Source organism: Bradyrhizobium australafricanum (assembly GCF_020329495.1).
GTDB classification, from domain to species: domain Bacteria; phylum Pseudomonadota; class Alphaproteobacteria; order Rhizobiales; family Xanthobacteraceae; genus Bradyrhizobium; species Bradyrhizobium australafricanum.
This window is the reverse complement of sequence record NZ_JAGKJL010000011.1, coordinates 129,050-142,405: the sequence shown is the minus strand read 5'-3', so window position 1 is coordinate 142,405 and position 13,356 is coordinate 129,050. Positions and strand designations below refer to the sequence as shown.

Sequence of the window (13,356 nt, the reverse complement as noted above, 5' to 3'; positions counted from 1 at the left end):
TTGGTTGCGCGAAGCCCAATCCATCCCAGATATCCTTTTATCCGGAAACCGAGATCCATGACCGCATCTGCCGCCCCGCACAAACTGATCAAGAGCGCCACCGGCGATTGGGAGGTCGTGATCGGCATGGAGATCCATGCCCAGGTCACCTCGAACGCGAAGCTGTTCTCCGGCGCATCGACCGCGTTCGGCGGCGAGCCCAATTCCCATGTCTCGCTGGTCGATGCCGCGATGCCGGGCATGTTGCCCGTGATCAATGAGGAATGCGTCCGCCAGGCGGTGCGCACCGGTCTCGGGCTGAATGCGAAGATCAACCTGCGCTCGGTGTTCGACCGCAAGAACTATTTCTATCCGGACTCGCCGCAGGGCTACCAGATCAGCCAGTACAAGTCGCCGATCGTGGGCGAGGGCGAGGTGTCGCTCGAGCTCGACGGCGGCCGCAGCGTCACGATCGGGATCGAGCGGCTGCACCTGGAGCAGGACGCCGGCAAGTTGCTGCACGATCAGTCGCCGACGATGTCCTATGTCGACCTCAACCGTTGCGGCGTTGCGCTGATGGAGATCGTCTCCAAGCCCGACATCCGCGACGCCGAGCAGGCCAAGGCCTATGTCACCAAGCTGCGCTCGATCCTGCGCTACCTCGGCACCTGCGACGGCGACATGGAGAAGGGCAATCTGCGTGCCGACGTCAACGTCTCGGTGCGCCGTTACGGCGAGACCGCGTTCGGCACCCGCTGCGAAATCAAGAACATGAACTCGGTCAACTTCATCGGCCAGGCAATCGAGTACGAGGCGCGGCGTCAGATCGAGATCATCGAGGACGGCGGCTCGATCGACCAGGAAACCCGGCTGTTCGACCCGAACAAGGGCGAGACCCGCTCGATGCGCTCCAAGGAAGAGGCGCACGACTACCGGTACTTCCCCGATCCCGATCTGTTGCCGCTCGAGTTCAGCCAGGCCTTCGTCGACGATCTCAAGGCGCAGCTGCCGGAACTGCCGGACGAGAAGAAGTCCCGTTTTATTACGGGCTTCGGCCTGTCGCCCTATGATGCGAGCGTGCTGGTCGCCGAGCGCGAGAGCGCGGAGTTCTACGAGACGGTGCTGTCGGGTCTTGCCGACAAGGCGCGCGACGGCAAGCTCGCCGCCAATTGGGTGATCAACGAATTGTTCGGTCGTCTCAACAAGGAAGGCGTCGAGATCGCAGCCTCGCCGGTGTCGGCGGAGCAACTCGCCGCGATCGTCGACCTGATCGGCGAGGGAACGATTTCCGGCAAGATCGCCAAGGACTTGTTCGAGATCGTCTGGCAGGAAGGCGGCGATCCGCGCGCGCTCGTCGAGGCGCGCGGCATGAAGCAGGTCACCGACCTCGGCGCGATCGAGAAGGTGGTCGACGACATCATCGCGGCCAATCCCGACAAGGTCGAGCAGGCGAAGGCGAAGCCGCAACTGGTCGGCTGGTTCGTCGGCCAGGTGATGAAGTCGTCGGGCGGCAAGGCGAACCCGCAGGCGGTCAACGACCTCTTGAAGTCGAAGCTCGGCATCTGAACAACAGGACAACGATGTTGTCCTTGGCGCATGATCCAACCGGATCATGCTCCCTTGCATGCTTCCTTGCCGTCACCTCCGGCGTCGTCGCGCGCGCGTGAACGCGGCGTGATCCTGCCTCACACCCTCCGTTCGCGGCGCGCCGGCGCCATCGGCGCCGAATCGCCGAAGCCGCGATTCGTTCGCAAATCCGGTTCGGATGACCTCAAACGAGGCAAAACCCGTCTTACCCACGAAAATTTTTTCGTTGCCAAAAATTACGACTCGGCGTCGGCGACGCGCCGCTTTTCGTCGTCGCTCGCGACTCAACGCAATGACGGTCGCGCGTCGATCGCTCGAATGCGAATTCAAGAAAGGCCTGCAATACAAGCGTTTCCTGCAACGTTGACAAATGCCGATGTCGGCGGCTGTTGCACTTCTTGCATCGTCGCGCGATTGCATCGTCGATTTGAACGGCGACGCGCGCTGTGCGCGTTGCCACCGCTGCGTCAACACTTCCTTAAGCGGGACACTGTTTTTTTCGGTCTGTTGGTGTATTCGGGAAGTAGTGCATATCGATTCCCGAGTGCACGCAGCGAAGTAGAGCCATCTCACATACTGGAGGGCAACATGGCTAAGAAGGCAAAGAAGGCGAAGAAGGCGAAGAAGGCGAAGAGCGCAGTGAAGAAGACTGCGAAGAAGACCCGCAAGGTCGCCAAGAAGAAGTAAGCCTCTCGCCTCGAGAGGATTGCCGGCGGCTTGACGCCGGCACGTCGCGAGAGCCAGCGGACGGACTGCTGAGAGGCACATCCCACCCCCAAGGCTCTGGCTGACGAAAGAGGGTGTCGGCGAGACATCAGGTCAAACGGCTGGATCGAATTTCGGAGAGGGCGACCTTCCCAAAACCGGTCCGGCAGAAGAAACAGAGATTTCTTCGTTCGGTGCGGAGCCCGCTTGGTTCCGCAATTTCACCGGCGAGAATGCCGAGCTGAAATCTGGTCCTGACGTGTTCGCCGACCCCCTCGTTCCGGCGGCCCGCGCAGTCCGCGCCCGGCAGCCACTTTCCCCATCCATCCCCGTTCCGGATCGACGCTGGGCCTGACGGCCTCGCGTTGCTTTTGTTTGTGCACCCGACCGCACGCCGCTCCGCGGCTCGTCCATGGTCGCGCCGCCCCTCCGTCAATTTCGAAACTGATTGCCTGGTGGGACCCGCCGGCGCCGCGGCCAATGTCCGCCATGGTTATCGTTGTCCCAAACACCAGGGTAAACCGGCGTTCACGAATGCAAGGAAGTGCCTGCGGCACAGGCACTTCTGCGATTCCTCGATGCGCCCTCGGCGACGCCGATTTACATCCCGTTCATCGCGATACTTAAACCGCTCTTCAAATTTGATGGGCCATGATCATCCCAACAAGCCGGCAAACGGCACGCGGTGATCCCAAGGATCGGCGCGGGGCATGATCGAGAGATCAGCCCGGGAATGACAGGGTAGTTTTAACAGTGGACGGGGGCCGCGCTCGGGGGAGGGCGGCCAACAACAAAAAGGGGAATGAGAATGTTTCAGGGGGTCATCGATCAGGAAAGCGCTGTCCCGGTTGCCGCAACGGTGATCCAGGACGTGCTGTTCGAACGCGGCATGTATTGGGCGAGCGGTCGCTCCGGCGTGGTCAACCTCGTCGCGGCGCACAAATGGTTCAACCTGGCGGCGCTCAAGGGACGTACTGACGCGATCGCGCACCGCCGCGAAGTCGCCGAGCAGATGTCCGATGTCGAGATCGCGGCCGCCCAGCGTGAAGCCCGCGCCTGGATGACGACGCACTAAGCCAACCGATGTCGATGGGAGCCTCGGCTCCCTCGCTCCACCTAGAACCAGTATCGCGCCGCGTAGACCACCGTCATCACCGCTCCGGCCACGATGACGAACTGCCGGACGATGTGGCCGGGAAGGATCCGGATCAGGAAACCGCCGGCATAGCCGCCGATCATGGCGCCGAGCAGCATCGCCAGGGTCTCCTGCCACCGCACCGCCCCCTGCAAGATAAAGATCAATGTGGCAGCGAGCGACACGCAGGTCGCGAGCAGGTTCTTCAACGCCTTGATCGCCCTGATGTCGTTGGGCTCGGTGATCGACAGCACCGCGGTCAGGATGACGCCGAGACCGGCGCCGAAGAAGCCTCCATAGATGCACGACAATCCCAGGATAGCACCGCTCGCGCCGGTCGAGGGCAGCGCTGCGGCCTTCTCGCGCCCGACGGTCCATCCCTGGATCTGCGGCGCGAAGCCAAACAACAGCGTTGCAAATGCGATCAAGGCCGGCACCGGCAGCAGGAACAGCCGCTCGGGAAGCTGCAACAACCCGCCGGCGCCGACCGCGCCGCCCGCCGTGGCGATCACGACGAAGCTGATCGTGCGCCGCGTCGGCGGCGGCAGCTTGCCGCGATCGGCGAGCGCGGCGATCAAATGGCCCGGCGAGATCGCCACCGCATTCGACGCGTTGGCGATGACGGCCGGCAGGCCCGCCGCGAGCATCGCCGGAAAGGTGATGAGCGTCGCGCCGCCCGCCAGTGCATTGATGATGCCGCCGGCGACCCCGGCCGCCAGCAGCAGAAGACTTGTCTGGGTATTCATCCTTCACCCTCTTTAGGGTGAGCAGGCTAGCGGGCGGCGCGCCAATCGGTCTGGAACGTCTGTGACGTCACTTCAGCCGCGCCAGTAGACGCCCGGCGTCGTGCCAAAGGTGCGGCGAAACAGCCGGGTGAGGTGGCTCTGGTCGGAAAAGCCCGCATCGGCCGCGACTGCCGCAATCGGCGCGCCGGCGCGCAGCAATTGCCGGGCAAGATTGAGGCGGGCCAGCAGGCGGAAGGTATGCGGCGGGATGCCGAGCTCGCGGCTGACCATGCGGCTGAAGCCTTCGCGGCTTCGCCCGAAGCCGGCGGCAATCGCGCCGATCGGCGCGACGCTCTCGGTCAGCGCGATGCCGAGCTTCGTCCTATCGGTGCACCCGGCGGGGTGGGACGGCGCGCACGACAGGATGTCGTCGGCGATCTCGCTGACGTGCTCAGGCGAGATCTCGTCGAGGTTCCGCCAACGCTGCCCGAAACGGATGATCCGCACCGATGAGCAGACGCGGCCGGCAGGAACGTAGGCGTTCAGGCAGACCGTTTCCTCGTCCGACATCGTCATCGGCGCATGCAGCATTCCGGCTGGAATCAGCGCGGCATGGCCGGCAGGCACGGTGACGGTCGCGCCGCCGATGCGAAAGGCGCGCGACCCCGACAGCACCAGCACGATCTGGCTCTCGTCATGGAAGTGCGGCTTGAGGCCAAGCGAGCCGGCGCCGCGCCACGATGCCAGCTCGACGATGTCTTCCCTGTCGGTTCGCCGATAAGTCCAGGCATTGGTCATGGCGAGGCGAGTGATCACAGAGGCTCGAAACGATGGGGCGGTGATCTCCGAGCGTAGCACGGGGGATCACCGCCCGTCATGGGACGTCACCGCTGCGCAACCGAGGCGATCGGCGAGGCCGTTCGCATGGTCGCCATTGCAATGAGGGCGGCGACGAGATTGGCGGCCGCACTGATCGCCACCGGAATGAAGTAGCTGTGGCTGATGTCGTAGGCGAAGCCGGCGGCGCTCGGGCCCAGCAGCGTGCCAACCGCGACGCTGGTGTAGAGGATGCCGATGATGCCGCCGACATTGCGGCCACCGAAATGGTCGGTGACGACAGCGGGCAGGATCGCGACCCAGCCGCCATAGAACAGGCCGAACAGCAGCGCGAAGGCCGTGAGCGACCAGAAGGTGCCGGCGATCGCCCAGATCGCCAGCGAGACGGCCATGCCGAGATACATCGCGACCAGGAATGCATCGCGGCCGACGCGGTCGGCGATGCCGCCGAGGAAGAAACGGCCGGCTGTGCTGCCGACCCCGATCATCCCGAGCAGCAGCACGGCAAGCGTCGGTGCGACCTGACGATCGACCGCAAACGGCACGAGGTGAACGAAGGGCACGAACACGCCGAACGCGCTGATCAGGCAGGCGGCATAGAGCCCGGCGAAGCGCGCGCCCCGTACCGCAGCGCGGATCGAGACGCCCTGGCGGAGCGGCGCGCCCGAAACCGTCTCGAGCGGATCGCCGTCCGGTCCGGTGCCGTAGCGGCGCGGATCGTCCGCGATCAGCAGCGATGCACCGATCCCGGCGACGGCGGCGACAACACCCAGCACGACATAGGCATCGCGCCAGCCGAGGCTTGTGATCAGCCAGGTCGCGAGCGGCGGCATCACCAGCGTGCCGACCCCGATCCCGCTGACGGCGAGGCCCGACGCAAAACCGCGCCGCCTGACGAACCAGCGCTGCAGGGCGCCCAAGGTCGGCACGTAGGCGCAACCGACGCCGGCGCCGATCCCGATGCTGTAGGCGGCATAGACCTGGAGGATGGTCTGGGCCTGTCCCGCCAGCACCATGCCGAGACCGACCAGCGCCATTCCGAGGCCAGCGAGCCTGCGTGCGCCCCAGCGATCGGCAAGCGGACCGGAGATCATCCCCAGGCCGAAATACAGGAAGCCAGCGAAGGAGAACACCAGCGACACCGAGCCGCGCGAGGCGCCGAACTCCCGCTGCAGGGACTCGACGAAGGACGAGAATGTGTAGGCGCTGCCGAAGCCGATCAATGTGACGACGAAGGCTGCTGCGACGACGTACCAGCCGTAGAACGGTCTGGCTCGTTGATAACCGGCGTGCATGACGGCATTCCTCATGATCGTTCTCCCTGTGCCGCATGACCACCGGCCGTGCTCGGCGGGTAGAGCAGCATCTGCGTGCAGCGAAACAGCGCGATGGTCTTGCCTGTCGCCTCGCTGCGGATCTCGGCGTCCCACACCTGGGTGGTGCGCCCGGCGTGAACGAGGCGGGCCTCGCAGCTCACGCCGCCTTCGCGCGCGGCGCCGATGAAGTTGGTCTTCAACTCCCCGGTGGCGAAGCCGATGGCGCCGTCCGGCAACGACGCGAGGCACCCGAACCCGCATGCGGTATCGGCCAATGCGACGATGCTTGCGCCGTGCAGCAGCCCGTGCGGCGAGAAGTGTTTTGCGGCAATCTCGAAGCGGCCGCGGATGTGGCCACGTCCGGCTTCGAGCCATTGAAAGTCCAAGAGGCTGGGCAGGCTGCCGGCTTGCGACGCGTTGATGCGCTCGACGAGCGGGCCGGTCTGGCCGCCTGCAGCGATCTCGCGGATGGCAAGCTTGCTTGCGACCTCAGTCATGGCTTGCTCCATCAAGAAAACGGAGCCGTCGGGAGCGGCAAGGAAGGTTAGAAAATCTAAGTTCCATGGTTCGACTTTCTCTGCGTTGACGCGGCTTTCAGCATCGGATTAGGCTGATAGGGCGCCCGTAACGCCGAGTTGGCAAACCAGATTTGCTGGGCAATTGAGATTAGAAAATCTAAATCATGGAAAGCAGGCTTCCACCGCTGAACGCGCTCAAGGCGTTCGAATCCGCCGCCCGCCATCTCTCGGTGAAGCTCGCAGCCGAGGAGCTATGCGTGACGCCGGGCGCGGTCAGCCAGATGCTCAAGACGCTCGAAGCCGATCTCGGCGTGAAGCTGTTCGAGCGGGTGCCGCGCGGCATCTATCTCACCGACGCCGGCCGCGACTATCTGCCGTCGATCCGCAACGCCTTTCGCCAGATCGCGGATGCCTCGCGCCGCGTCGCGGCATCCGTCGATGTCGGTACGCTGACGGTGAGCGTCACGCCATTCTTTGCGTCGGCCTGGTTGGTACCCCGCATGGCCTCGTTCCAGGGCGCGCATCCCGAGATCGATCTGCAGATCGTCACCAGCAACACAGTGGTGGATTTCTCGCGCAGCGGCGTTGACGTCGCGGTGCGCCATGGCCTTGGCCGCTATCCGGGGCTGCGCAGCGACCGCGTCGTCACCGTGGAGATGGTGGCGGTCGCATCGCCGTCGCTGGTGGAGCGACTTGGCCGGCCGGCATCTCCGGGCGAACTCGCGGGCTGGCCGCAGGTGCATGACGCCGATCGCAAGGGGTGGAGCCTGTGGTTTCAGGCCAACGGCATCGCGGAGGTTCGCACGCCGCGCGGACCCTCGTTCGATGACAGCGGCCTTCTGCTGAAGGCCGTGCTGACGGGGCAGGGCGCGGGCCTGCTGCCGGCCGCGATGGTGGCACATGAGATCGCGAGCGGAGAACTGATCCAGCTGCTCGAGACCGCGCATCTGGAGGAGTTCGCCTACTATCTCGTCTGTCCCGACAACCGGCAGTCGCTTCCGAAGATCGCGGCGTTCAGGGAATGGATCCTGGGACCGGAGGCTCAGTCGGCGGCGGGGCACTAAAGCGCGACGAGATTATGTCAGGTCGAGCAACGGACTCTGCTTCATCTCGCCCCGTGTGCGGCAGGGCTATCGCATATGAGCTCGGTCGCTCCACAAACTCGTCATGCCCGGGCTTGTCCCGGGCATCCACGTCTTTGTTTGCAGGCGAAGAAAGACGTGGATGGCCGGGACAAGCCCGGCCATGACGGTGCGGACAAATCCATTTCCTCCCATATGCGATAGCCCTGCCGTGTGCGGGGAGAGGTCGGATCGCATGGAGCGAGGCGCAATGTGATCCGGGTGAGGGGGAATCTCCGCGAGTCTAACTCGAAGTTGTTTTGCGGATGCAGCCCCTCACCCCAACCCTCTCCCCGTAAGAACGGGGAGAGGGAGCTCAGCGGCAGTGGACGGCTTACCGATAGAACGCGTTGGGCGGCACGCCAAAATGCTTGCGGAACATCGCGGTGAAGGCGCTCTGGCTGGCATAGCCGGCATCAAGCGCGACATCGACCACGCGGGCGCCGCGCGCGAGGCGTTCGAGCGCGAACAGCAGGCGGGCCTGCTGACGCCATTCGCCGAACGTCATGCCGGTTTCCCTGGCGAACAGACGATGGATGGTCTTCGACGTCAGCTTCAGCCGGCGCGCCCATTGCTCCGCCGTGGAGCCATCGTCCGGGTGGGCCACCAGCGCGGCGCAAATCCGCGCGAGCCTTTCGTCGCGCGGCATCGGCAGGTGCAGCGGCAGCACATCGACTTCGCGCAGCTGGTCGAGCAGCACGCGCATCAGGCGCTCGTCGGAGGTCGCGGGCGCATAGTCCAGCGGGACGCGCATCGCGGCGACGAACAATTCGCGCAGCAGCGGCGAGACCGCGAACACGCAGCTGGCCTCCGGCAGATCGGGAGCCGCGTCGGCGCCCACGAACACGGTGCGGATCTTGACCGGGCCGCACATCCGGACCTCGTGCGCGAGATCGGCCACCAGCCACACCGCGCGGTTGGGCGGCACCACCCAGGTGCCTTCAGCGCAGCGCACGACCATTACGCCCTCGACCGCATAGAGCAGCTGGCCGCGCGGATGCGCGTGCAGGCCGGTCGACGCGCCGCTCGGATAGTCGATCTCCATCGCCGCCATCGGCCGCGCCGTGGCGTGATAGTCGAGGTGCCGTGTGATCAGCTCGTCCAACACGTCTTCGTCTCGCATGTCCCAATCTCGCTAGGTGGGCTCACTCTAGCGTGAGACGGACGTTAGGGCGACAGGTAGTTGCTGGAGTGTCCTTCACCAACGCGCTGCCGGGTCATGTTCAAGCAGAAAGTCGCACTTCTCTATCCCTTCGTTGCCATCGTGCTGTGGGCGGGCAACGTCATCGTCTCTCGCCTCTCGGCGCACACGATCGGTCCGCAGGCGATCACCTTCTATCGCCTGCTGGTCGCGGTGCTCTTGATGTCTCCGTTTGTGGCGCGCGGCGCCTGGCGCAATCGCCGTGCGATCTGGCCGCATCTCGGTCCGCTCGCGATCCTCGGCTTCCTTGCGATGTGCCTCTTCCAGAGCCTGTCGTATCTGGCGGCCGAAACCACCACCGCGACCAACATGGCTGTCTTCACCGCGCTGACGCCGCTGTTGACGGTCGCCCTCAGTGCCGCGCTGCTCGGCGAACCGCCGACGCTTGGCATGATCTGCGGCGCACCGCTGTCGTTTGCGGGCCTCGTCTATCTCGTCAGCGGCGGCGACTTGTCGTCGCTGTTGCAGAGCGGCGTGCATGCGGGCGACGCGCTGATGCTGCTGGCCGCGATCGTCTATGCGCTGTACGGCGTGCTGCTGAAACGCTGGAATCTCCCGATCACTGGATGGCAATCCACCTACATGCAAGCGCTGTGCGCGCTGGCCGTGATGTTTCCCGCCTTCCTCGCGACGCCGGCGCCGCTGCGTCAGGTCAACGCCGAGACTTTGCCGCTGATCTTCTATGCCGGCGCGCTCGCCTCGATCGTGCTGCCGTTCCTCTGGATCCGCGGCGTCGCGCAGCTCGGCCCGAACCGCTGCGCGATCTTCATGAATCTCTTGCCGGTGCTGACGGCCGCGGCCGCGATCGTGATGCTCGGCGAGCCGGTCAGGCCCTTCCACGTCATCGGCGGCGGCCTCGCGCTGCTCGGTGTCGCCTGCGCGCAAGCCTTGCCGCGGCCGCTGAAGGCCGCGATCGGTGCGCGATAACGAAGTGACGGATCGCCGATCTCGCTGTTTTGATCGCATGTGAGAGGCCAGGGCAGAATACAGCGCTACGCTCGGTGATCACCTGTTGGGTGAAACGGAGTGATCGCGATGCGTGTTGCCTTGCGTCTATGCCTGCCTGTTTCCTTGGCCTTGACGTTGCCGCTTGTGATGCTGTGGAGCTCGGTTGCCGGCGCCGCAACAGCGCATCACCGTCGTGCGCGACAGCACCTCATCATCCGTCCAAGTGAACAGGTCGTGCCTCCGGACCGGTACGTTTATCCGGGCTTTGGCCCGATCCCGCCCGGCGAGAATCGAAACCTCGATCCATCCACCCGCGGCAGCGGCTGACGTCGTCACCGCCGCACTGAGCTTCATTACGTCGATGGCTCTGCCCGCGCGCAAGAAGCTGGTCAAGGACCGAGCTATGCTGCGTCGGTCACCAGCTTGTGCTGAGATCTCTCGGCGACACGCTTTTCGAGCGTGGCAATCGTTCCCTTGAGATTGGCGTGCCGCTCATTGAGCGACCTTGCCAAAATCGGATACCTCGCGTCCGATCGGTCATAAATTCCCACGCGCGCTTCTTCGGTCGCGATGTCGGCTTCGATCTGCTGGCAGGCCAGGATGAGATCGGACAGCATCTTGCTGACCGTCGACTCGCGTCCGCCACGTCCGCCAGCTGTCTCAAAACGATGATGCATGTTCATTTGCGTGCTCCGAATGTCTGAGTTCGGCACACCGAGAACAGCTGGCGCCGAACTATTCACGGATACATCGCAAGTTCCCTGCCAGTTGGGGGTCCGTAAGAATACTGTCGGGGCGGTGCGGCGCGGCGTGTGCCGCCGGGTGGCGACAGTCTGATGGCTCGGACTATTCTTGCCGCCACGCCGGAACGCAAGCACCTAGCGTGACGCGCTTGTAGTCTCGCGCGGCGTCCTGTTCTCCTGCCTGTTCGGCAAACCTGACCGCTGCTTCCATGTCTTGAGCGGCGGACGCGCTGTCGCAGAATTGGCTGCGAATTTCAGCCCGGTATCGATATGCCCTGTAGTTCATCGGGTTGTACTGAAGCGCAAGGTTGTAGCTGTTTTGCTCCTCAGTGGCGCCTCGGCGTGCTTCATCCGACTGACTGCCGAAATTGGTTTGGCGATTGAGCGCCTGGAGTGTCCCGAGCTCCGTGTAACGCAGAGACATCGCGCCGAAACTGGCAGGAAGTGCGTCACCCGACGAAGAAGGTTGCCTCGCCGAGGTGCGTTCAATTTCGATCTTCTTGTACTTGATGGCGTTGCCGTAGTCCCGCAAGCCTTGGAAGGTACTCGATATTTCGCCGGTGATCGACGCAAGATAAGCAGTCGGGAGGCGTCGATCGCTCAGCAGGTTGAGACACGCCCGTATCTTTGCCTGCGCAGGCAAGACGTCGCGGCATTCCTTGTCAACCACACGCCACTCGTCCCGCGAATGCAGCGTCGGCGGCGTCTGCGCAGCAGGCAGAACGAGAACCAGCGCGAAACAGATCGCTGACCTGAGACCGCGACTTGGGCCATCCATCTATTTCTTCGCCTTCAGCTCGAGCTCGACCGGCCGGCGGATTCTTCGTGCGGGCGCCCTGATCATTTGATGCCAAATAATCAAGCCGAGGGAAAGCTGACGCGGTTCATGGATGGACCTAAAAGTGGGGCCGTTCGTGACTGGGAAAGACCGAACGGCCCCAGCCGGCCCGTAGTGCCAAAATGGAAGAAATAGGCCGGCGTTCCAGTTACGGAGTCGCCGGACAGATGGTTTCACCAGTGCCAATTGACGTCGCTACCGTACGTCCCCGATGCGGCTGTTTGCTATGAACGCGCAGGGGCGGCTTGACGGCAGGTCGTCAGGACAAACGCAGCCTTGCTACATTGCCACTCGCTGCCAAGCGCAGCGCTCGAGACCGGCCGCGGGGCAGCAGCGATCGCCAGTACAACAACCGTGCAAGCCAGCGAAGTTGCGACCACGAGCCTGCCTGCCTTGGATGAGAAGCGCTGCCGTAACCAGGGACCTAAGTCGGCGGATCGGCGAAGCCGGGCGTTACGCAGAACCTTATCGGTATCCTGGAAGTGGATGCCACTGTCTTGCTGCATGGCCTTACCCCGGAAATGTTCAGGTGAAATAAACAATGCGGGGATGGTGGGCGCGGTTTGTTGCGTGCTCGCTTCGCGGCGCCGGGAATGATGTTTCGTTCACGCGGAGGTGACAATCGGTCCAGGCCAGGGCCGATGCCGGCATTCCTCCACGACGACCCTCTTGGGACCGCCGCTCATGAGAGCGGTAAAGGGCTGCTTTTTCTGTGGCTTATGGACAATGCCGGACGAACAAGAGATCTGGAAAATACTTTCGAAAGTCACAGTCGGCGCGTCGCACGCCAACACCGTTTTGGAGGGAATGCGGGCGATTGCCTCGGCGGTCCTCCATTTCGGATGGAGCGACGGCGAAGGTGCGGCGCTCGCCGTGTTGGTCGCTGGCCTGCTCGATAGGCCGCTTCCGGACCGTCTGCCCGGCTGGGCAACCGACCGGATCTGATCGAATCCCCAAAAAGTACGCCGCCGGTCTCAAAAATACACGCCCGGCGGCGTTTCCTTCCTGAACTGGGACACTGAAATCCCCAGCACGGTCAAAAGTGCAGGCACTATGCCATCGCGGTTCGCGCCGGGGCGGCTAAGTACCCGTGCCGCGTCGCTGGATTGCTTGACCTAGATCAAACCCAACGACCGAGAAACAGCCTCGCATGCGCTCCTCCTGTAATTTCAATGGAGGGTAGCATGGCAGTAGTCGTGCAGTATGTGGTCAAGCCGAATCCAGGCGGTGACCTCGCAGGAATACTGGAATTGGCAAAGGAGAGTGCCGGGCTTTGGCGCAAGCATGGTGGCAAACCAAGGTTCTGGTCTGTCGCCGTCGGTGAAGCCGGCAATTTCGTTTTCTCAGTAAATTTTGAGACGTTTTCGGCTTATGGCGCGGCGGTTGATAAGCTGAACGCCGATCCAGCTTTCCAGACCTGGCAAGCGAAGAGATTGAAAGCGGGCTTGACCACCCTTGTGCGCGCGAACATGGCGATCGAGATTGAACTTTAAGGGAGCGCCGTTCAGCACGCCAAAAGTACGCCGCCGGGCTCGAAATGGCATTGTCCCGGCGGCGCTTCTTTATCCAGCCGCGGTCATATTTGCAGTAACAGTCGAACTGATCGCCGTCTCAAGTTTCGGAAAATCGGCGCGATTCTGAGAGATGAATTTGACCATGCTCTCGCACGAGGTTGTCACCCATGTCTTAGGTACGACCTGTTA

General features: G+C 63.6%; 13 protein-coding genes. 6 read left to right on the top strand and 7 right to left on the bottom strand.

From position 1 onward, the window contains the following. Window positions 1-57 precede the first annotated feature (57 nt). Together gatB and J6525_RS12815 are read left to right on the top strand one after the other, a co-directional pair. Window positions 58-1,545, top strand: a complete 1,488-nt coding sequence (gene gatB, locus J6525_RS12820; RefSeq protein ID WP_016843985.1) for an Asp-tRNA(Asn)/Glu-tRNA(Gln) amidotransferase subunit GatB — start codon at window positions 58-60, stop codon at window positions 1,543-1,545. Window positions 1,546-3,079: 1,534 nt separating this feature from the next. Further along, complete coding sequence (locus J6525_RS12815; protein WP_225644796.1) at window positions 3,080-3,346, top strand: hypothetical protein; 267 nt, start codon at window positions 3,080-3,082, stop codon at window positions 3,344-3,346. A 41-nt stretch (window positions 3,347-3,387) separates the two neighbouring features. On the opposite strand, the gene J6525_RS12810 is transcribed toward J6525_RS12815, so the two are convergent. From J6525_RS12810 to J6525_RS12795, 4 genes are all read right to left on the bottom strand, one after another. Beyond that, window positions 3,388-4,152, bottom strand: coding sequence for a sulfite exporter TauE/SafE family protein (locus tag J6525_RS12810; protein WP_225644794.1), 765 nt, complete (start codon window positions 4,150-4,152; stop codon window positions 3,388-3,390). Window positions 4,153-4,224: 72 nt separating this feature from the next. Then, the gene (locus J6525_RS12805; RefSeq protein WP_225644792.1) at window positions 4,225-4,947 is read right to left on the bottom strand and encodes an AraC family transcriptional regulator; all 723 of its coding nucleotides are present in this window, start codon (window positions 4,945-4,947) and stop codon (window positions 4,225-4,227) included. A 68-nt stretch (window positions 4,948-5,015) separates the two neighbouring features. After that, window positions 5,016-6,278, bottom strand: a complete 1,263-nt coding sequence (locus J6525_RS12800; RefSeq protein WP_225644791.1) for an MFS transporter — start codon at window positions 6,276-6,278, stop codon at window positions 5,016-5,018. Then, complete coding sequence (locus J6525_RS12795; protein WP_225644788.1) at window positions 6,275-6,781, bottom strand: PaaI family thioesterase; 507 nt, start codon at window positions 6,779-6,781, stop codon at window positions 6,275-6,277. The genes J6525_RS12800 and J6525_RS12795 overlap by 4 nt, the downstream gene beginning before the upstream one ends. 185 nt (window positions 6,782-6,966) lie before the next feature. On the opposite strand from J6525_RS12795, the gene gcvA reads away from it, so the two are divergent. Continuing rightward, the gene (gene gcvA, locus J6525_RS12790) at window positions 6,967-7,866 is read left to right on the top strand and encodes a transcriptional regulator GcvA (protein WP_225644786.1); all 900 of its coding nucleotides are present in this window, start codon (window positions 6,967-6,969) and stop codon (window positions 7,864-7,866) included. A gap of 391 nt (window positions 7,867-8,257) precedes the next feature. Here gcvA and J6525_RS12785 read toward each other — a convergent pair whose 3' ends face one another. After that, window positions 8,258-9,046 carry an AraC family transcriptional regulator gene (locus tag J6525_RS12785; RefSeq protein ID WP_225644784.1) on the bottom strand — a complete coding sequence of 263 codons (789 nt, stop codon included), beginning with the start codon at window positions 9,044-9,046 and terminating at the stop codon, window positions 8,258-8,260. Between the two features lie 96 nt (window positions 9,047-9,142). On the opposite strand from J6525_RS12785, the gene J6525_RS12780 reads away from it, so the two are divergent. Continuing rightward, entirely contained in the window at window positions 9,143-10,051 is a 909-nt protein-coding gene (locus tag J6525_RS12780; RefSeq protein ID WP_225644782.1) for a DMT family transporter, read from the top strand. A gap of 422 nt (window positions 10,052-10,473) precedes the next feature. Here the strand turns inward: J6525_RS12780 and J6525_RS12775 are convergent, their stop codons facing one another. Together J6525_RS12775 and J6525_RS12770 are read right to left on the bottom strand one after the other, a co-directional pair. Then, the gene (locus J6525_RS12775) at window positions 10,474-10,755 is read right to left on the bottom strand and encodes a hypothetical protein (protein ID WP_092078098.1); all 282 of its coding nucleotides are present in this window, start codon (window positions 10,753-10,755) and stop codon (window positions 10,474-10,476) included. A 163-nt stretch (window positions 10,756-10,918) separates the two neighbouring features. Next, window positions 10,919-11,485: a hypothetical protein gene (locus J6525_RS12770; protein WP_225644781.1), complete on the bottom strand. Its 567-nt coding sequence runs from the start codon at window positions 11,483-11,485 to the stop codon at window positions 10,919-10,921. 894 nt (window positions 11,486-12,379) lie between these two features. Between J6525_RS12770 and J6525_RS12765 the strand changes: the two genes are divergently transcribed. Next, window positions 12,380-12,598 carry a hypothetical protein gene (locus tag J6525_RS12765; RefSeq protein ID WP_225644779.1) on the top strand — a complete coding sequence of 73 codons (219 nt, stop codon included), beginning with the start codon at window positions 12,380-12,382 and terminating at the stop codon, window positions 12,596-12,598. A 239-nt stretch (window positions 12,599-12,837) separates the two neighbouring features. Beyond that, window positions 12,838-13,146 (top strand): hypothetical protein, encoded by a 309-nt coding sequence (locus J6525_RS12760; protein WP_157340985.1) that lies wholly within the window; start codon window positions 12,838-12,840, stop codon window positions 13,144-13,146. Window positions 13,147-13,356 lie beyond the last annotated feature (210 nt).